Origin of the sequence: Mycolicibacterium sphagni (genome assembly GCF_002250655.1) — a bacterium.
Taxonomy (GTDB): domain Bacteria; phylum Actinomycetota; class Actinomycetes; order Mycobacteriales; family Mycobacteriaceae; genus Mycobacterium; species Mycobacterium sphagni.
The window spans coordinates 126,194-144,560 of record NZ_NOZR01000008.1 but is presented as its reverse complement, the minus strand read 5'-3'; the positions used below and the strand labels follow the sequence as shown (position 1 = coordinate 144,560).

General features: G+C 67.8%; 19 protein-coding genes. 6 read left to right on the top strand and 13 right to left on the bottom strand.

The features are described 5' to 3' along the window. The first annotated feature begins 4 nt into the window (after window positions 1-4). Entirely contained in the window at window positions 5-2,332 is a 2,328-nt protein-coding gene (locus CG716_RS11855) for a DNA 3'-5' helicase SftH (RefSeq protein WP_094479675.1), read from the top strand. A gap of 234 nt (window positions 2,333-2,566) precedes the next feature. After that, entirely contained in the window at window positions 2,567-3,574 is a 1,008-nt protein-coding gene (locus CG716_RS11850) for a PAS domain-containing protein (RefSeq protein WP_094479673.1), read from the top strand. Here CG716_RS11850 and CG716_RS11845 read toward each other — a convergent pair. The 7 genes from CG716_RS11845 to ssd are packed head-to-tail and all read right to left on the bottom strand — an operon-like array spanning window position 3,571 to window position 8,028. After that, window positions 3,571-3,951: an Rv3654c family TadE-like protein gene (locus CG716_RS11845; protein WP_234817815.1), complete on the bottom strand. Its 381-nt coding sequence runs from the start codon at window positions 3,949-3,951 to the stop codon at window positions 3,571-3,573. The genes CG716_RS11850 and CG716_RS11845 overlap by 4 nt on opposite strands. Then, complete coding sequence (locus tag CG716_RS11840) at window positions 3,902-4,192, bottom strand: TadE family type IV pilus minor pilin (protein ID WP_207760649.1); 291 nt, start codon at window positions 4,190-4,192, stop codon at window positions 3,902-3,904. Before CG716_RS11840 ends, CG716_RS11845 begins: the two co-directional genes overlap by 50 nt. 35 nt (window positions 4,193-4,227) lie before the next feature. Continuing rightward, window positions 4,228-4,431, bottom strand: a complete 204-nt coding sequence (locus CG716_RS11835) for a DUF4244 domain-containing protein (RefSeq protein ID WP_165774125.1) — start codon at window positions 4,429-4,431, stop codon at window positions 4,228-4,230. A gap of 15 nt (window positions 4,432-4,446) precedes the next feature. Continuing rightward, window positions 4,447-5,025, bottom strand: a complete 579-nt coding sequence (locus tag CG716_RS11830) for a type II secretion system F family protein (RefSeq protein ID WP_207760648.1) — start codon at window positions 5,023-5,025, stop codon at window positions 4,447-4,449. After that, on the bottom strand, window positions 5,022-5,801 hold the full coding sequence (locus tag CG716_RS11825; protein WP_234817814.1) for a type II secretion system F family protein: 780 nt from the start codon (window positions 5,799-5,801) through the stop codon (window positions 5,022-5,024). Before CG716_RS11825 ends, CG716_RS11830 begins: the two co-directional genes overlap by 4 nt. After that, complete coding sequence (locus CG716_RS11820; RefSeq protein WP_094479669.1) at window positions 5,798-6,964, bottom strand: TadA family conjugal transfer-associated ATPase; 1,167 nt, start codon at window positions 6,962-6,964, stop codon at window positions 5,798-5,800. Before CG716_RS11820 ends, CG716_RS11825 begins: the two co-directional genes overlap by 4 nt. Further along, window positions 6,961-8,028 (bottom strand): septum site-determining protein Ssd, encoded by a 1,068-nt coding sequence (ssd, locus tag CG716_RS11815; protein ID WP_094479667.1) that lies wholly within the window; start codon window positions 8,026-8,028, stop codon window positions 6,961-6,963. Before ssd ends, CG716_RS11820 begins: the two co-directional genes overlap by 4 nt. 493 nt (window positions 8,029-8,521) lie before the next feature. Here ssd and CG716_RS11810 point away from each other — a divergent pair, with 493 nt between their 5' ends. Further along, on the top strand, window positions 8,522-9,325 hold the full coding sequence (locus CG716_RS11810) for an HAD-IB family hydrolase (RefSeq protein WP_094479665.1): 804 nt from the start codon (window positions 8,522-8,524) through the stop codon (window positions 9,323-9,325). A gap of 367 nt (window positions 9,326-9,692) precedes the next feature. Here the strand turns inward: CG716_RS11810 and CG716_RS11800 are convergent, their stop codons facing one another. After that, window positions 9,693-10,439, bottom strand: a complete 747-nt coding sequence (locus tag CG716_RS11800) for a Fic family protein (RefSeq protein ID WP_094479663.1) — start codon at window positions 10,437-10,439, stop codon at window positions 9,693-9,695. Between the two features lie 108 nt (window positions 10,440-10,547). Here CG716_RS11800 and acs point away from each other — a divergent pair, with 108 nt between their 5' ends. Further along, window positions 10,548-12,536, top strand: coding sequence for an acetate--CoA ligase (gene acs / locus CG716_RS11795; protein ID WP_207760656.1), 1,989 nt, complete (start codon window positions 10,548-10,550; stop codon window positions 12,534-12,536). Window positions 12,537-12,558: 22 nt separating this feature from the next. Here acs and CG716_RS11790 read toward each other — a convergent pair whose 3' ends face one another. Next, window positions 12,559-13,269: a S1 family peptidase gene (locus CG716_RS11790; RefSeq protein ID WP_094479845.1), complete on the bottom strand. Its 711-nt coding sequence runs from the start codon at window positions 13,267-13,269 to the stop codon at window positions 12,559-12,561. A gap of 170 nt (window positions 13,270-13,439) precedes the next feature. Between CG716_RS11790 and CG716_RS11785 the strand changes: the two genes are divergently transcribed. After that, on the top strand, window positions 13,440-13,946 hold the full coding sequence (locus CG716_RS11785) for a phage holin family protein (RefSeq protein WP_094479661.1): 507 nt from the start codon (window positions 13,440-13,442) through the stop codon (window positions 13,944-13,946). Then, window positions 13,946-14,902, top strand: coding sequence for an alpha/beta fold hydrolase (locus CG716_RS11780; RefSeq protein ID WP_094479659.1), 957 nt, complete (start codon window positions 13,946-13,948; stop codon window positions 14,900-14,902). The genes CG716_RS11785 and CG716_RS11780 overlap by 1 nt, the downstream gene beginning before the upstream one ends. On the opposite strand, the gene marP is transcribed toward CG716_RS11780, so the two are convergent. The 4 genes from marP to nth are packed head-to-tail and all read right to left on the bottom strand — an operon-like array spanning window position 14,895 to window position 18,352. After that, a complete protein-coding gene (marP, locus tag CG716_RS11775) occupies window positions 14,895-16,082 on the bottom strand; it encodes an acid resistance serine protease MarP (protein WP_094479657.1) in 1,188 nt (395 codons plus the stop codon). The two genes, CG716_RS11780 and marP, sit on opposite strands and share 8 nt — an antisense overlap. After that, window positions 16,079-16,852 carry an NUDIX hydrolase gene (locus CG716_RS11770; RefSeq protein WP_094479655.1) on the bottom strand — a complete coding sequence of 258 codons (774 nt, stop codon included), beginning with the start codon at window positions 16,850-16,852 and terminating at the stop codon, window positions 16,079-16,081. Before CG716_RS11770 ends, marP begins: the two co-directional genes overlap by 4 nt. 23 nt (window positions 16,853-16,875) lie before the next feature. Further along, entirely contained in the window at window positions 16,876-17,517 is a 642-nt protein-coding gene (locus CG716_RS11765) for a TlpA family protein disulfide reductase (protein WP_094479653.1), read from the bottom strand. Window positions 17,518-17,539: 22 nt separating this feature from the next. After that, window positions 17,540-18,352 (bottom strand): endonuclease III, encoded by an 813-nt coding sequence (gene nth / locus CG716_RS11760; protein WP_420093186.1) that lies wholly within the window; start codon window positions 18,350-18,352, stop codon window positions 17,540-17,542. Between the last annotated feature and the right edge of the window lie 15 nt (window positions 18,353-18,367).

Here is an 18,367-nt window from a genome sequence, read left to right as displayed (position 1 = left end):
TCAAATGGTGAGTTTTGGCGGCGAGCTGCTTAGTGCGGCCGTCACCGGCGCCGAATCGTCCCCTGAGGCACTGCGCCACGTCGCCGAACTGCCCGCCCGCCAAGCCGCCGGAGCGGACTGGCCTGCCTGGGCTGATCCAGATGTGCTCCGCGCGTTCCATGATCACGGAATTCCCCGGCCGTGGTCGCATCAGGTCCAAGCTGCCGACCTCGCCCACTCTCGCCATCACGTGGTAATCAGCACCGGTACCGCATCGGGTAAGTCGCTGGCGTTTCAATTGCCGATCATGGATTCGCTGGCACGTGATCCGCGTGCCAGGGCGCTTTATTTGTCGCCCACCAAAGCGCTCGGTCACGACCAATTACGAACCGCCCATTCATTGACCGCCGCCGTGCCCGCCCTGGCCGATGCGGCGCCGACATCCTACGACGGCGACACGCCAACCGAGGTGCGCAGATTCGCCCGCGAACGCTCGCGGTGGCTGTTCTCCAACCCGGACATGATCCACCTGTCGCTGCTGCGTAACCATGCGCGATGGGCCGTGTTCCTGCGTGGCTTGCGCTACATCGTGGTCGACGAATGCCATTACTACCGAGGGATTTTCGGCTCCAACGTGGCGATGGTTTTGCGCCGGCTGCTGCGCCTGTGTGAACGCTACGCGCCGGCGTCCGGCCCAGGGCCGACGGTCATCTTCGCCAGCGCCACCACCGCCGCGCCGGGTGAGACCGCGGCGGAGCTGATCGGGCACCCGGTGGCGGCGGTGACCGAAGACGGGTCACCGCACGGCGCGCGAACGGTGGCGTTGTGGGAGCCCGCGTTGCGCACCGACCTACTGGGCGAGAACGGGGCGCCGGTGCGACGTTCGGCCGGTGCGGAAGCCGCTCGGATGATGGCCGATTTGGTTGCTGAGGGTGCGCGAACCTTGACATTCGTCCGGTCGCGGCGCGGTGCGGAGTTGACGGCACTGGGCGCGCGGGACCGCCTGGCGGACATCGCGCCCCAACTGCAGGACACCGTGGCGTCCTACCGGGCCGGCTATCTGGCCGAGGACCGGCGCGTGCTGGAACGCGCGCTCGCCGATGGTGAACTGCGCGGGCTCGCGACGACGAACGCACTCGAGTTGGGCATCGACATCGCCGGGCTCGATGCGGTTCTCCTGGCGGGCTTCCCCGGGACGGTCGCCTCGTTCTGGCAGCAGGCCGGGCGCTCGGGGCGGCGGGGCCAGAGTGCACTGGTAGTGCTGATCGCACGAGACGACCCACTGGACACCTATCTGGTGCATCATCCGGAGGCGCTGCTGGACAAGCCGGTCGAGCGGGTCGTCATCGACCCGGCGAACCCGTACGTGCTGGGTCCCCAGCTGCTCTGCGCCGCAACGGAAATGCCGCTGGACGAGGCCGAGGTGCGGCGCTGGGAGGCTGAAGCGGTGGCCGCCGAGCTGGTCGACGACGGATTGCTGCGCCGGCGCGGCGGCAAGTATTTCCCGGCTGCGGGGCTGGATCCGCATCCGGCAGTGGACATCCGCGGTTCGGCCGGCGGGCAGATCGCGATCGTCGAGGCCGATACCGGCCGGATGCTGGGCAGCGCCGGTGCCGATCAGGCCCCGGCCACCGTGCACCCCGGTGCGGTCTATCTCCACCAGGGTGAGAGTTACGTCGTCGACTCATTGAGCTTCGAAGACGGGGTGGCGTTCGTGCACGCTGAGGATCCCGGCTACGCGACCTTCGCCCGCGAGGTCACTGATATCGCGGTAACCGGCCCCGGGGAGCGGACGAACTACGACGCGGTGACGCTGGGCCTCGTCCCGGTCTCGGTGACCCACCGAGTGATCGGCTACCTGCGCCGCCGGTTGTCCGGAGAGGTCATCGACTTCGTCGAGCTCGACATGCCCGAGCACTGCCTGCCCACCACCGCGGTGATGTACACCATCACGCTGGAAGCGTTGTCGGACAGTGGCATCGAATTTTCCCGTGTACCCGGCTCATTGCACGCGGCCGAGCATGCCGCGATCGGCTTGCTGCCGCTGGTCGCCAGTTGCGACCGCGGCGACATCGGCGGTGTGTCCACGGCCATCGGCGCCGACGGATTGCCGACGGTATTCGTCTACGACGGGCACCCCGGCGGGGCGGGTTTCGCCGAGCGCGGTTACCGATTGGCCAGCACATGGTTGGGCGCCACCGCCGCGGCCATCGAAGCGTGTGAATGCCCGCAGGGCTGCCCGTCATGCGTACAGTCGCCCAAGTGCGGCAACGGAAATGACCCGTTGGACAAGGCCGGTGCGGTTCGAGTCCTCAACCTCGTACTCGCCCAGCTCGCCGGGGGCGGTGCCTGATCGTCGTGGTGACCGGACCCCTCGAACGGTCGACACCTGCGATGTGAGCACGCCATACGGACTGACAGGCGCCCCACACTGCTGGAGGCGTAGCGAAAATACCCAACCGGCGCGGCGCTTGCAAGGAAATCGACAGTGTCGCGGTTTGCTACGCGGAACTGTTGGGGTCCACCTGCGGATTCTTGCGGCCCGCATCCTCAGGTCAGCCCAAGGTGGCGCCATTAAACTGAGACTATGACCCACGATTGGCTGCTCGTGGAGACGCTGGGCACCGAACCCGTGGTGGTTGCTCAGGGCCGGCAGATGAAGAACCTGGTGCCGCTGACGATCTACTTGCGACGCAGTCCGCATCTGGCGGCGATCCAGACCGCTATCGCCGAAACGATGACGACAGGCAAGAGCCTGGCCAGCATCACCCCGAAAAGCGATCGGGTGATCCGGACCGAGCCGGTGCGGATGTCCGACGGGCGGATGCACGGGGTGCACATGTGGATCGGGCCTGCAGATGTGCAGCCGCCGGAACGGCCGATACCGGGACCGCTGAAGTGGGATATCACGGTCGGTATCGCCACCGATACCGTCGAATCGCTGGTGAACGCCGGCAGGGATCCCACGCAGGCACCGACCCACGACATTGCGTTCGCCGAGGATCTTCCTGTCCGGAGCTTCAACAGTGACGAGTCCAGCGTGCTGGCCTTGGCCAAGGACGAGGCTCCTGGCCGAACATATTGCACCACTTGGACTTTCACTGACAGCGGTGAGGTCATTCGGACAGGGTTCGTGGCGCGCACTGCCATTGAGGAAGTCGACGACGGTACTGGGCATCTGATCGCCCGCGCGATGAACCTGCGTTGCGGTGTGGACGACGACAGCCTGCCACCCGACCAGGTGGCGCAACGGGTCCTCGACAGCCTCTCGCAGACGGGCGTGCACCGCGCACTTGTGGACCTCAGCAACTGGCAGCTGCTGAAGTGGCTGGACGACCCGTGCCCGTACTACGACTGGCGCCATAGCATCCAGTTCCACCCCGACGACCGCGATGAGCTGATCCCGATGGCCGAAGAGTTCGAAACCGGCAGCACCAGCCGTGTGTTGCGGCTGCCTGGCATCGGCAGCGGTTGGGTGCCGATGCATGTCACCGTCAACCGCATGGAGGTCGACAACCACGTCTTCGCCGGGCTGATCACTCTGCGGCTGCCCACTGACACTGAGCTGGCCGAGGCCAAGCTGACGAACAGTTAGCCGACCGGCCCGGCCCGCGCCGCGGCATGGGCCCGGCCGCCGAGTAACCGGCCTGTCGCCACGACGACGCCGACCACGACGTCGAGTTCGTCGACGTCGCAGCTGCTCAGCGCCGCGCCCATGGCGCGGCTCACCGCCGCTGCTTGCCGACACGCACTCTCGCTGCCGTGCGGCAACCACATGGCCGCGGCCAGCGCGGCCATGTCCGCACTGGCCTGCGCACGGTGTCGCGCCACCACCGCACTGCCGATCTGCACTCCGGCCAGGGTGATCGCCACCAGGGCGGCGATCAGGATTGCCGCCAAAATGGTGGCGGCACCGGCGTCGTCACGGGCCAGGCTCAACGGCCGCAACGGCGTCGGCTCTGATGACGACACCGGGCAGCAGCCGCGAATGGCCGCTGACCGTCGCGACGACGAAGCCGCCGTCGCGACGCAACTGCAGCGTTGCACCCGCGGGCCCGACCCCGCGGGCCGCCACCCCCGCGCCCGTCTCGTCGCCGCGAGCGGCCAACCGGGCCGCCTCCCGAGCGGCGTCGATGCAGCGAACCTGCATCGCCACCGCGGTGAGTCCGGCGGCGCAGGCGACGAGAACCACCACCAGCGCGGCGATGGCCAAAGCGGCCTCGACCGTGGCGAAACCGCCCGCACCGGTTAAACGTTCGTGTTGAGTGCGCGATTGATGATGTTGGTCAGAGCGCCGACGATCGAATCCCCGGTGACCACGCTGTACAGGATGGCGCCGAATGCGGCGGCGGCGATGGTACCGATCGCATACTCGACCGTCGACATCCCCGCGTCGTCGACAGCCACGAACAGAATCCGCGCCTTCAGCTGTCGAATCTTGTTGGTGAACACCACTTTTACTCCCCTTCACAGTATTACTGACGAGAACACATCGCCGGCCAACCCGGCCACCACGGGCACGATGCCCAGGCAGATGAATGCAGGCAGGAAGCACAGCCCCAGCGGCCCGGCGATCAGCACCGAGGCCCGTTCGGCGGCCGCAGCGGCGGCGTGGCCGGCGTCCTGGCGTGATTGTTCGGCGAGTTCGGTGACCCCTTGCGCCAATGCACTTCCCGACGATGCCGACCGCCGCGCCAGCCGTGCCAGCGCGTCACTGCCGTCGTCCGCCGATGCGGCCGGTGGGGACCAGGCGTTGTCCGGGTCGGCGCCCAGTGCCAACAGGTCCGCCGCTCGGCGCAATACCGCACTGAGCCCCTCGGGTGCAGACGGTGCTGTCGCCAACGCAGCGGCGGCCACCGACATTCCGGCGGACAGACACACCGCGAACACGTCGAGCGCCGACGCGGCGGCCAGCGGATCGCCGCGGACCCCGCGGCAACTGGCAGGCGCAACGCGCACCGAGCCCAATCCGATCCTGCGTCGTATGGCGACCGGGCCCGGCGCGCACAGCAGCGCGACCGCCAATAGCAGTGCGGCACAGCTCATGTCAGTAGCCCATCGGTGATGCGATCGGACCAGACCAGCCCCGCGCACACCAGCACCGTGCCCACGATCAGCAACCAGCCACCGGCCCCGCCGCCGAGGAGGAACGCGACTGGACGCGCGCCGATCAACTCCCCGAGCAGTACACCCAGGAGCGGCAACCCCGCCAGGATCGTCGCGGTTGCCCGCGCGCCGGCCAGGCTGGCCTGGACCCGGGCGGCGAACCGCTGTCGTTCGACGATGTCGCGCTGCGCGGCGCGGATCAACGCCGCCATCGCCAGGCCATGATCGGCCGCCAATTGCCAACACACCGCGAGCCTTTCCCACTGCGCGGGGACAGACGTCGAGGCTGCCAGAGCGCGTAGACCGGCGCCGACATCGGCACCTAGGACCGCCCGGGCGGCGACCGCGCGCAGGGCGACGCCGATCAGGCCGTCGGCCTCGCCGGCCGCGATCGCGAAGGCACGCACCGGATGTGCGCCGACCCGCAACTCACCGACCAGAGTCTCCAGCGCGGCCGCCAGGGTCTGGCCGGCGCGATCGCGAACTCGGTCCCGGTGACGGCGGCGCCGTCGGGTGACCAGCGTGGCGGCCAGCGCCGCCGTGGCGAGTAGCACAGTCGGCGGCAACATCACCGCGACGACAGCGGCACCGGCCACCGATAGCACTGTGGGGAAACGTTTTCGCGGTGTCACCAGACCCAGCCGCCAACGCGGAGGCGGGGGCGCGGCCAGCGCAGCGATGGCCAATAACGCGGCCGCCAACGGTATCCCGTTCACGGCCTGCGCCGTTCGTCGATCAGAGCGCGTAACTGCTCTTGCCCGCCTTGGCGCCCTCGATCAGCGTGCCACGCGGTGACGGCGTGCACGCCGCCGGTGTCCACGCGGCTCAGCACCGCGATCTCGTCGAGTCGCCGGGCACCCTCGACGCTTCGGCCCACATGGACCACGACCTGGACCGCCGCGGCCAGCTGACTGTGCAGCGCCGCGCGGTCGAGGCCGCCCAAGGCGGCCAGCGCCTCCAGCCGCGCAGGCACCTCGGCCGGACTATTCGCGTGCACCGTTCCGGCCCCGCCGTCGTGGCCGGTGTTCAGCGCCGCGAGCAGATCGACGACCTCGGCACCCCGCACCTCGCCCACGACGATCCGGTCCGGCCGCATCCGCAACGCCTGCCGGACCAGTTGGCGCATCGTGACTTCACCGGCGCCTTCCACGTTGGCTGCCCGGGCCACCAGTCGCACCAGGTGAGGATGGGGCGGTGCGAGTTCGGAAGCGTCTTCCACACAGACGATCCGCTCGCTGCCGGCGACCGCGCCGAGCATCGCCGCCAACAACGTTGTCTTCCCGGCCCCGGTTCCCCCGGAGACAAGGAATGCCAACCGCGCCTCGATGATGCCGGCGATCAGCTCGGCGGCCTCCGACGCGATCGCACCCGCCGCGATCAAGGTGGCGAGGTCCTGGGTGGCCGGCCGAAGCACCCGCAGCGACAAGCAGGTTCCGCCTGCGGCGACCGGGGGCAGAACGGCGTGCAGACGTACCGAGAACTCACCGGTGCCCACGCCGCTCAGCTGCCCGTCGACCCACGGCTGCGCATCGTCCAAGCGCCGGCCGGCGGCCACTGCGAGCCGTTGGGCCAGCCGTCGCACCGCGGCCTCATCGGCGAAACGCACCGAGCTGAGCCGCAGTCCGGAGCCGTCATCGACCCACACCGCATCCGGGGCCGTGACCAAGACGTCGGTGGTTCCCGGCACGCGCAGCAAGGGCTCCAGCAATCCCGCCCCGGTCAATTCGGTCTGCAGCACCCGCAGATTGGTCAGCACCTCAGTGTCACCGAGCACTCCGCCGGACTCGGCCCGAATCGCGGCCGCCACCGCAGCCGGCCGCAACGAGGACGACTCGGCGGCCAGTCGTTCCCTGACCCGTTCGACCAGCGAGTCGCTCATGCGGTCCGCGCTTGGGTAGCGGGCGGCAACAGCGTGAGGACCGCGCGGGCGGCCGCACCGAGCGGGGACCGCCGCCGCAGCCGCAAGCCGCCGTGCTCGAGGCGTTCGGCCAGCATCGGTTCAGGTCGCATCGCGGCCAGCAGCGGCAGTCCCACCGCCTTTGCAGCCTCGACCGCTCGCAGGCCGCCGGGGGCAGGCCCGCGAATCACGAGTCCGATGTTCGGGTTGATGTCGCGAAGCTCAGGGGCCATCGCCGAAGCGGCCGCGACGCCGCGGACGTCGCACGTGGCGATCAACGCCACCAGATCGGAGCCGTCCAGGGTTGCGGTAGCTGCCGACGTCATTCGCCGCGGTAGATCACAGATCACAAGCGCGCCGCCGCGCCGGCCCGCGTCGATCACCGCATCAACGGCGCCGGCATCCAGTTGGTGGCCGTGCCGCGCACCGGACAGGACGCTGACGCCCTGGTGATTCGGCAACGCGTTACGGACGGCGGCCCACGCCAGCCGGCCTCCCTGCAGACTCAGATCCGGCCAGCGCAGCCCCGGCGCCGACTCGGTTCCGGCGAGTAAGTCGATCCCGCCACCCCATGGATCGAGGTCGATGAGCAGTGACCCCGACGCGACCAGTGCGAGCGCGGTCGCGAACGTCGAGGCCCCTGCGCCACCGCGACCGCCCGTCACGGCGATCACCCGACCGGCACGCGGCCCTTCCAGCGCTGCATCGGCGGCGTCGGCGAGATGCCGAACCAACTCGCCGTCATGGGCTGGAACTGCACAAACGTGCCGAGCGCCGATGGCCATCGCGGCCGCCCAGGTCGAACTCTCCGGTTCGGCCGGGCAGATCAGGATCACACCCTCCCGCCGGGGCAGGCCGTCTCGCGCGCACTCCCGGGCCGATTCTTCGTCCAGCAGGATCGCAATCGCGGCCTGCCAAGCCTTGCGGGTCGGCGGCGCACAGCCTGGTACGGCTCTGAGCCCGGCAGCCGCGGCGACCCGATCAACCTGCTCGCGTAGGTCGGCATCGGCGGCAAGTGTCAGTACCGCACCCGGATTGTTTGTCACCCTCCCACCGTGGGATGCGCCGGCGCACCGCGCCAGGGGTCATCGGCGTAACTGGGGATGAATGCCGGTCTGGGGACAGACGGCAGCGTCCGAAGAGTGGCGCCGGCGGCAAAATGGGTACACAAAAAACGATCCCGGCAACGTTTCTGAAGTTTGCCGGGATCGACGAGAATTATTACTGGAGAAAAGGGACGACCCCCGCCAGGGGGGGAGGAGGCGAGGGTCGTCGTGTATCAGCCCCGGGGGGTCGGGCTGATGCACACCCGGCCATAAGCCGAGTAATACTCACTATACACACGACGTTGCCGAGTCGCGCAAGTGTTGCTACCACTTCAAAACCATGTATTCGCTGTGAAAATGCAGGGTGTGACACGTGGCTTGGCCTGCCACTTTGCGCTCGCCCCAGGACCCGGGGTGGCGCCGCCCCTATCCTGGGTGCGTGACCGTCCCTACCTCGGCCGACGAGCAGCTAGTCGAACCTCGGCCAAGGCCGGTGCCCGGCGCTCTGTCGCGCACCGCGGCCTTCTTCGATCTCGACAAGACCGTCATTGCCAAGTCAAGCACGCTTGCTTTCAGCAAACCCTTCTTCGATCAGGGCCTGCTCAACAGACGGGCCGTACTCAAGTCCAGCTACGCCCAGTTCCTGTTTCTGATGTCCGGCGCCGATCATGACCAGATGGACCGGATGCGCTCCTACGTCACCGCGATGTGCGCCGGCTGGGACGTCGAGCAGGTGCGGGCCATCGTCACCGAGACCCTGCACGACATCGTCGACCCCCTGGTCTTCGCGGAAGCCGCTGAGCTGATCGCCGACCATCGGCTGTGCGGTCGCGACGTCGTGATCGTCTCGGCTTCAGGTGAAGAGATCGTCGCCCCGATCGCCCGCGCGCTGGGCGCCACCCACGCGATGGGCACCCGCATGGTGGCCGAGGACGGCAGGTACACCGGCGAAGTCGCTTTCTACTGCTACGGCGAGGCCAAGGCAGCGGCGATCCGAGAACTCGCTGCGCTGGAGGGCTACTCGCTCGAACATTGCTACGCCTACTCGGACTCGATCACCGACCTGCCGATGCTGCAGTCGGTCGGGCACCCGAGTGTGGTCAATCCCGACCGCGCGTTGCGGAAGGAAGCCGCGGCACAGGGCTGGCCGGTGCTCGCCTTCTCGCGGCCGGTGCCGTTGCGGGACCGGATTTCGGCGCCGTCTGGGGCGGCGGTGGCCACCACCGCCGCGCTGGGAATCAGCGCGCTGGCCGCCGGTGCGTTGACCTACTCGGTGTTACGGCGCTTGGCCTTCTAGCGACCAATCCGTTGCCGTTTTCCCCTTGCTGTGATGGGGGTCACGGAGTACAAAGGAAGCACGGACGCCTGGCAAGGCCAAGATAGCGCCGGAAGAGAAGGCACTATCTCCCAACCCAAGCGGCCCAGCACGGTTCCCGGCACCCACGCGGAGCACGCCGCGATAATGGCAGAAGTGTTGCGGGCCTGCGTAATTGCGAAAAGCGGACGGACATAACGACCCCTTGGGTGGGGTTGTCAACGAAGCGCAACGCAAAAGCGCCGAGGTCAACCCACGCAGCCCACCAGGCACGCTTGGTAACCAGGTGACCGTGCTAGCGGGCGGCGAGCCGAAGACATTCGGATCGCCGCCCGCTTCGCTGCGCGGCCTATTTCGCGGCAGCTTCCGCGATCGACATCGCCTCTCGCGCACCGTCTTCCAACGCCTGACAGCACATCAGCAGCCAATCTCCGACGGACTGCGGGTCGCCGGTCGCGAATGCGCGAGCACGCGACTGATACTCCTCGGCACGGCGCATCCAGAACACCTCGGGCACCCCGAGCCCATGTGGGTCGAGCCCGGAGGCCATCGTGACAAGGCGCGACACCGCACGGGCCACGATGCCGTCCCCGGCTCCGAACGGGGCCAGGGTCAGAAGTTCTCCGTGAGCGACGGCGGCCAGGACCGGCGCCGGCGCACCGCTTCCCCCGGTCACCAAACGGGTGACCAGATCCAGCCGCGCGGCCACCTCCGGAATCTCTCGCGGGCGGCCAAGCCGGTTCTCCTCGATGAGGTCTGCCGCCGCCAGCGCGTGCAGCCGCGCCAGGGCTTGCAGCGGAGCCCGCTGCCACACCCCCACGAGATTGGTGGTCCCACCCTCCAGGGCTTGGCCGACCCGCAGCGCGCCGGCCAGGACCGGATCGTTGGGTTCGACACCGGAGCCATCCAGTTGCACCGCACCCCCATCGAGCGCAGAAGACGAGCGCGCGCCACGGATAGCAGACTCGGCCGCGGTGACGGGCCAGTTCCGCAGATTCGTGCGATGTCGATGCGCCTTGGCCAATGCATCCCGCGCGGCCTCGGCGGCGGCGGCCACCCCGTTCAGATCCAGCAGCGGAGCCAGAAGATCACTCACGTTCGGTCACGCTATCCGCGGCGGCACGGCCGTCACTAACCGGGTAGTCGGGTGCTGTTCGGCGCGCGAGAGGAACCGCCCGCCGACGAATGTGACGCGCCAACGCCGATGCAACCTTCGGTGACTACGCTCACAGACATGACCGAGGCGCACACCGAAGTTCTGACCTCCTACCCACCGTCGGCGGACTTCGCCGCCGCTGCCAACGCGACTGCCGCGCTCTACGACGAGGCCGAGGCAGACCGGCTGGCGTTCTGGGCCGAACAGGCCCACCGGCTGTCATGGGATACGCCGTTCACCGAGGTACTCGACTGGTCACAGGCTCCGTTCGCGAAGTGGTTCGTGGGCGGCAAGCTCAACGTCGCCTACAACTGCGTGGATCGGCACGTCGAGGCCGGCAACGGCGACCGGGTCGCAATCCACTGGGAAGGTGAACCGGTCGGCGACTCGCGCGTGCTCACCTACGCCCAACTCAAGGACGAGGTCTGCAAGGCGGCCAACGCGTTGACCGAACTGGGTCTGGTCGCCGGCGATCGGGTGGCCATCTACATGCCGATGGTTCCCGAGGCCATCGTGGCGATGCTGGCCTGCGCACGCCTGGGTGTGATGCACAGCGTCGTCTTCGCCGGGTTCTCCGCTACGGCCCTTCGGGCCCGGATCGAAGACGCCGAAGCCAAGCTGGTGATCACCACCGACGGTCAGTACCGGCGCGGAAATGCGGTATCACTCAAGGAAGCTGTCGACGAGGCGGTCAAGGGTCAGGATTGTGTGCAGCACGTCCTGGTGGTGCGCCGCACCGGTATCGACGTCGATTGGACCGACGGCCGCGACCTGTGGTGGCACGAAAAGGTCGACGCAGCGTCCACCGAGCACACCCCCGAGGCGTTCGACGCTGAACAGCCCCTGTTCCTGCTGTACACCTCCGGCACCACGGGCAAGCCCAAAGGCATCATCCACACGTCGGGTGGTTATCTGACGCAGGCGTCCTACACCCACTTCAATGTCTTCGACATCAAAACGGATACCGACATCTATTGGTGCACAGCCGATATCGGCTGGGTCACCGGCCACACGTACATCGTCTACGGCCCGCTGTCCAACGGCGCGACCCAGGTGGTCTACGAAGGCACCCCGGCTTCCCCGGATGAGCACCGCCACTTCCAGGTCATCGAAAAATACGGTGTGACAATCTATTACACCGCTCCGACGCTGATCCGGACGTTCATGAAGTGGGGCCGCGAGATTGCATTCGCCCATGACCTGTCCAGCCTGCGGCTGCTTGGGTCGGTCGGCGAACCGATCAACCCTGAGGCCTGGCGCTGGTACCGGTTGGTATTCGGCGCCGATGCAACGCCCATCGTGGACACCTGGTGGCAGACCGAGACCGGGGCGGCGATGATCTCGCCGCTGCCCGGCGTGACGGACTGCAAGCCGGGATCGGCGATGCGCCCGCTGCCGGGCATCTCGGCCAAAATCGTCGATGACGACGGAAATGAGTTGCAGCCCAGCTCCGATCACGGTGAACACCTCACCGGATACCTCGTGCTGGACAAGCCGTGGCCGTCGATGCTGCGCGGCATCTGGGGTGACCCCGAGCGGTTCAAGGAAACCTATTGGGCGCGCTTCGCCGAACAGGGCTGGTATTTCGCCGGCGACGGCGCACGCTATGGCAGCGACGGCGAGGTGTGGGTGCTGGGCCGCATCGACGACGTGATGAACATCGCGGGACACCGGATTTCGACAGCCGAGGTGGAGTCCGCGCTCGTCGGGCATGCCGGTGTCGCCGAGGCCGCCGTCGTAGGTGCCTCCGACGACACCACCGGGCAGGCGATCTGCGCCTTCGTCATCCTCAAGGCGCACCATGCCGAGATGTCGAACGAGCAGATGGTCGATGAGCTGCGCGCCGAGGTGGCCCGCGAGATCTCCCCGATCGCCAAACCTCGCGAAATCCATGTGGTGCCAGAGCTGCCCAAGACCCGTAGCGGCAAGATCATGCGCCGGCTGTTACGAGACGTCGCGGAGGGACGAGAGCTCGGCGACACGTCGACTCTGGTGGATCCCACGGTGTTCGAGGCGATCCGGGCCGGCAAGAGCTAGTCGGTTCTCGTCCGTTCAACCCCTAGGACGCCAGCGCGTCCTGGGTCGGCACGAACCCCGTGCCGGGGCGGTTCTTGCCGGCGATGTCACCCAGGATGGCGTTGATCGACATCGTCACCGCGGGCGTGTGCAACGGGATGAACTTGATGACGCAGGTCGGCAGGTCTTGACTGAACGCGCCGTGAATCATCCCGACCAGCTTGTTGTCGACCGTCACCGGCGCACCCGAGTCCCCCGGCTGACCGCATACCTGGTTGACGATCGTGCCCGGATCCTGTCCCGGACCCCAGGTGACGCCACAGGAGTAGCCGGTGGTGCGGCCCAGCTTGCAGGCGACCTCTCCGAACGTCGGGTCGGGGCCGATACCGTCGATCACGAAGCCCTTGTAGTTCGATACCGGCTGCACCTTCGCGGGATCGAAGCGGATCACCGCGTAGTCGAGACCGTCGTTGCCTGCGACCATGGTGCCGATCACACCGTCGCCCTGGCGATCCTCGGACGCGACCTGGGCACCGGGACCGCCGCAGTGCGCGGAGGTGAACCCGATGAGCGCGCCGGTGTTGTCGGTTCCGATGGACGTCAGCGTGCAGTAGGTATCGCCGTTGACCACGATGCCCGCCCCGCCGCCCATCGGCACCTTGCCGTCGGCTGCGGCGGCCGGCGCCAGAGCGAGGACAAGCGCACAAACAGCATTGAATGCAGTGAAGGCGCTGCCTACCGCCCCCGCTTTCAGCCGTACACGCTGCGCGGTCGTCACTGGCAACCTCCATCAACAGTCCAGCCGGACAGGGCGAGTCTAACTTGGCCACACCCGCAACTTGCGTAACAGGTCAGTGGGTATCCGGCCGCGCGCTCGGCATGGCAACATGAACCGCGACGACAGCGAACAGTTGGAGGACAGCCGTGAGCAATGGCGATCGCACGAACGGGGTGCCCACCACCGTTACCTCGATCCCGCTGGTGGACCCGAACGCGGTACCAGCCAATCCCTCCATCGGCGACCTGGTCAAGGACGCCACCGCCCAGGTGTCCACCCTGGTGCGCGCCGAGGTCGAGCTGGCCAAGGCCGAGATCACACGTGACGTGAAGAAGGGCCTGACCGGCAGCGTCTTCTTCATCCTCGCGCTGGTCGTGCTGTTCTACTCGACGTTCTTCCTGTTCTTCTTCCTGGCCGAGCTGCTCGACACCTGGCTGTGGCGCTGGGTGGCGTTCTTGATCGTGTTCCTGCTGATGGTGGCCACCACCGCGGTGTTCGCCCTGCTGGGTTACCTCAAGGTGCGTCGCATCCGCGGTCCGCAGCAGACCATCGAATCGGTGGGTGGGCTCCGGGACGCGCTGACGCCCGGCCACGACAAGGCCGCCGATAAGGTCATCGGCGCCACGCCGCCCAAAGACCCGTCGGGCTGGTAATGCCACAACCGGATCCGTCGGTCACCCGCATCGCGGGGCCGTGGCGTCATTTCCTCGTCCACGCCAACGGAATTCGGTTCCATTGCGTCGAAGCAAACAACGGCGCCGACTCGGCGGCGGGCGCGTCGCGGCCTCTCGTGATTCTGCTGCACGGCTTCGGTTCTTTCTGGTGGTCGTGGCGGCACCAACTGCGGTTTCTGACCGGTGTCCGGGTGGTGGCCGTCGACCTGCGCGGCTACGGCGGCAGCGACAAACCGCCCCGCGGCTACGACGGCTGGACGCTGGCCGGTGACACCGCAGGGCTGATCCGCGCGCTCGGCCATAATTCAGCCACCCTGGTGGGCCACGCCGACGGCGGGCTGGTCTGCTGGGCCACCTCGGTGCTGCACTCGCGGGCGGTGCGGGCCATCGCGCTCGTGAGCTCACCACACCCGGTTGCACTGCGGACTTCGGCACTGACCCGGCGCGACCAGGGCCGAGCGCTGCTGCCGAACCTGCTGCGCTATCAGGTGCCAGTGTTGCCCGAGCGGGCGCTCACTCGGGACAACGCCGATCTGCTCGAGCGTCTGGTGCGCAGCCGGGCGTCTGAGAAATGGCTCGCTTCCGAAGACTTTTCAGAATCCATCTCACACATGCGGAGCGCCATCCAGATCCCGTCAGCGGCGCATTCCGCGCTGGAATACCAACGCTGGGCGGTGCGCAGCCAATTACGCAACGAGGGTTGGCGATTCATGAAATCGATGGACCGCCAGCTTGACGTCCCGCTGCTACACCTGCGCGGGGACGGCGACCCGTACGTGCTCGCCGACCCGGTGGGCCGCACCCAGCATTACGCGCCGCGCGGCCGGTTCGTGTCCGTCTCCGGCGTCGGGCACTTCGCCCACGAGGAGGCCCCCGACGAGGTCAACGAACACCTGCGGCGGTTCCTCGATCAGGTGTACAACCCGATCAGGTGACGCAGGCCCCGGTGGGCACCTTTGCGGTGTTGCCGATCTTGGACAGCTGGCGCGACACCTCATTGGCGGTCATTACGAACCCAGTGTCGTTGTCGTCGACCGCCGCGCCGAACACCACGCCGAGTACCTGACCGGCCCGGTTGATCATCGGTCCGCCGGAATTACCTTGGCGCACAGTGCCTCTGATGGTGTACACCTCACGGTTGACCGTTGTCGTCCGATAGATGTCGGGCCCGTTGAGCTCGATGGTCTCCCGCACCCGCGCCGGAGTGGCCGCGAAATCGCCGCCGCCGGGGTAACCGAGCACCACCGCGTCGGTGCCCGACTTGGCCGCCTGGTCGGCGAAGACCAGCGGGCGCTGAGGCAGGTTCGGCACGTCCAGGATCGAAATGTCCTCGTTGGGGTCATAAGAGACGACTGTCGCGTCGTACGTCTGCCCCTCGGCCTCCACAGTGACGGTGTCGGAGCCGGCGACGACGTGCGCATTGGACATCACCCGGTTTGGTGCGATCACGAAACCGGTGCCCTCCAAGACCTTTTGGCAGCCCGGGGCGACACCGCGAATCTTCACCACACTGGGCTTGGCGTTGGCCACGACCAGGCTGTCGGCCAGTGATGCGTCCGGGGCATCCACCGCCTGAATGGGAGTCCGGCCGAAGGGCTGCAAGACGTCAGGCAGCCCGGAGGTGCGCAGCAGCGCCGACATTCGCTTGGGCACCGCCTTGAGCCACTCGGGCGCGTACTTGTCCACTTCGGCAAGCACTTTCGAGCCGCGGGTGGCTGCCGCCAGGTTGGGTTGGTCCGAGGACGTCAGCGGGCTGGCCAGCAGCCAGGCCGCGACCATCACCACCACCAGCTGCAGCACCACGCCGATCACCGAGTCGACGGTGCGCACCGCACGATTGCGGATCGCGCCGCGCACCGCGCGGCCCAGCACTACACCGGCGACCTCACCGATGACCACCAGCGCCAGGATCAAAAACAGTGCGGCAAACAACTTGCCGCGCGGCGAGCTGATGTGGCTGACGATATGCGGGGCCAGCATCACGCCGGCGATCGCGCCGAGCACCACACCCACGAACGACATCAGTGAGCCCAACGCGCCGGACCGCCAGCCTGAGATGGCCGCGACGAACGCGACAGCCAGCACGGCGATGTCCAGCCATTGCGAACTCGTCACAGGGACTCCTCACTGCTTCCCACGAGCGCCATCGCCTCGTCCAGCCCCCGGACATCGTCGGCATTCCACGGTTGCGACCAGCCGGCCACGTCGAGCATCGCAGAGATTACGTGGCCGGTGAATCCCCAGACCAACATCTGATTAAGCACGAATGCCGGTCCGGCGAAGCCGGGACCCGCGTCGGTGCGGTACACCATCAGCCGATTCTCAGGATTGACGAAGGCACGCACAGGAACCCGCGCCACGATCGCCGTCTCGGCCCGGTCGACAACGGCCACCGGCCCCGGATCCGGCGAGTAGGCGAGCACCGGCACGACGTGAAAACCCGAGGGCGGGATGAACATTCGCTCCAGTGTGGCCAGCGGATGCAGGCGACCCGGGTCAATACCGGTCTCTTCCTGGGCTTCTCGCAGCGCGGTGGCGACCGGACCGTCATCGCCGGGATCGGCCGCGCCGCCGGGGAAAGCGGCCTGCCCGGCGTGGTGGCGCAGGGTGCCTGCCCGCACCGTCAGCAGTAGGTCGGCGTCGGGCAGCCCCCCGGCCACAGGATCGGAATTCGCGCCGGAGAACAGCACCAGCACCGCCGCGTCTCGCCCTTTGCCGGCCGCCTTCGCATCGACAACGGCGGCGAGGAACTCAGGTGGCACCTTCCGCCGGTAGGCCTGCGGCACCTGGTCGAGGTTGTCGACCAGCGGAGCGAGCCACCGCGGCCGGTTTTCCGGGGCGAGCGCGGTCGGTCCCGCCGAGCGGGAGGAACCCCAAGAGGTCACCGGCGCGTCTCTCTCATCTGTCGTCACTGCAATGCATTCTTCACCGCGGCGGCGATCTCGTCGGCACTGGTGAACGCTTGCGGCAGGATTTTGGCAACGCTACCGTCCGCCCGCAGCACCACCGTCGCGGGCATCACATTGGGCACACCCAAGGCCGCGGCGATGCGGCGTTGACCGTCCTGAAACGTGGGTAGCCGCACGCCCAAGTCGGCCAGCCGCAGCAGCGCCGCCGCCTCGTTCTCGTCCTGGTGCACTGTCACCACAGCGATGTCCGTACCTATTCGGCGCTGGTAGTCCGCCATCGCCGGCAACTCCTCGGCGCACGGCGCGCACCAGTAGGCCCACAGGTTGAGCACCACCGGCCGGCCAGCCAGTGCCCGGGCCACATCCACATTCGCGCCGTCAGCGGCACACTCGACGATGATGCCGCGCAGGTCCTTCGGGCCCGGGTTGTCGGCCGCGACTGGGCACGGCGGCAGGTCGGCGCGCTGCCGCGGCCCGGCCAGCGCCTCGGGCGTGTCGGCGTCGCGGTGGGTCCGCGCGACCTGTGCACTCGGCTCACCCCGGGTTCGGGACGGGCTGTCGTCGATAGAGGCGACCAGGGCCGTGACCAACGCCGCCATCACGGCGAGCACCACCAGCGTCCAACGCGTCGACGTCGTCATCAGTACAGAGCCGGCCGAGAAGTCAGAGCCCGGCCAGCGCCAGCAGATGCTCGGCCTCAGGACCCTTCACCAGCGGCGCGGCGACGAGTGGATCGGTGGGACCGAGCCCGAACGACGGGCAGTCTTTGGCCAGCACGCATACGCCGCACGCGGGTTTACGGGCATGGCAGACGCGGCGGCCATGAAAGATGACGCGATGGCTCAGTAGCGTCCATTCACTGCGCTCGATCAATTCGCCGACGACGCGCTCGACCTTCACCGGATCCTCTTCGGCGGTCCAGCGCCAGCGTCGGACAAGCCGGCCGAAGTGGGTGTCCACGGTGATGCCGGGGATGTCGAACGCGTTGCCCAGCACGACGTTGGCGGTCTTGCGGCCGATGCCGGGCAGCGTCACCAGCTCGTCCAACGTCGCGGGCACCTCGCCGTCGAACCGCTCAACAAGCTCCTGGCCCAGACGCATCAACGAGTTGGCCTTGTTGCGGTAGAAGCCGGTCGGCCGGATCAGTTCCTCGACCTCGGCGCGATCGGCCTGCGCGTAATCCCGGGCCGTGCGGTACCTCTTGAACAGTGCCGGGGTGGTGAGGTTGACCCGCTTGTCGGTGGACTGCGCCGACAGGATGGTCGCGACGGTCAGCTCCAGCGGATTGGTGAAATCCAGCTCGCAGTACACATGCGGAAAAGCCGTGGCCAGCGTGCGATTCATCCGGCGGGCGCGCCGGATGAGACCGAGATGCGTTTCCGAGTCCCACTTCTTTGAATCCGCCGTCGCGGGGGCTGGCGTCTTCACGGCGCCCCCGGCGGGCTTGCGCCTGGTTGACGGGCTGTCCGTGGTCACGATGCAAGGGTACTG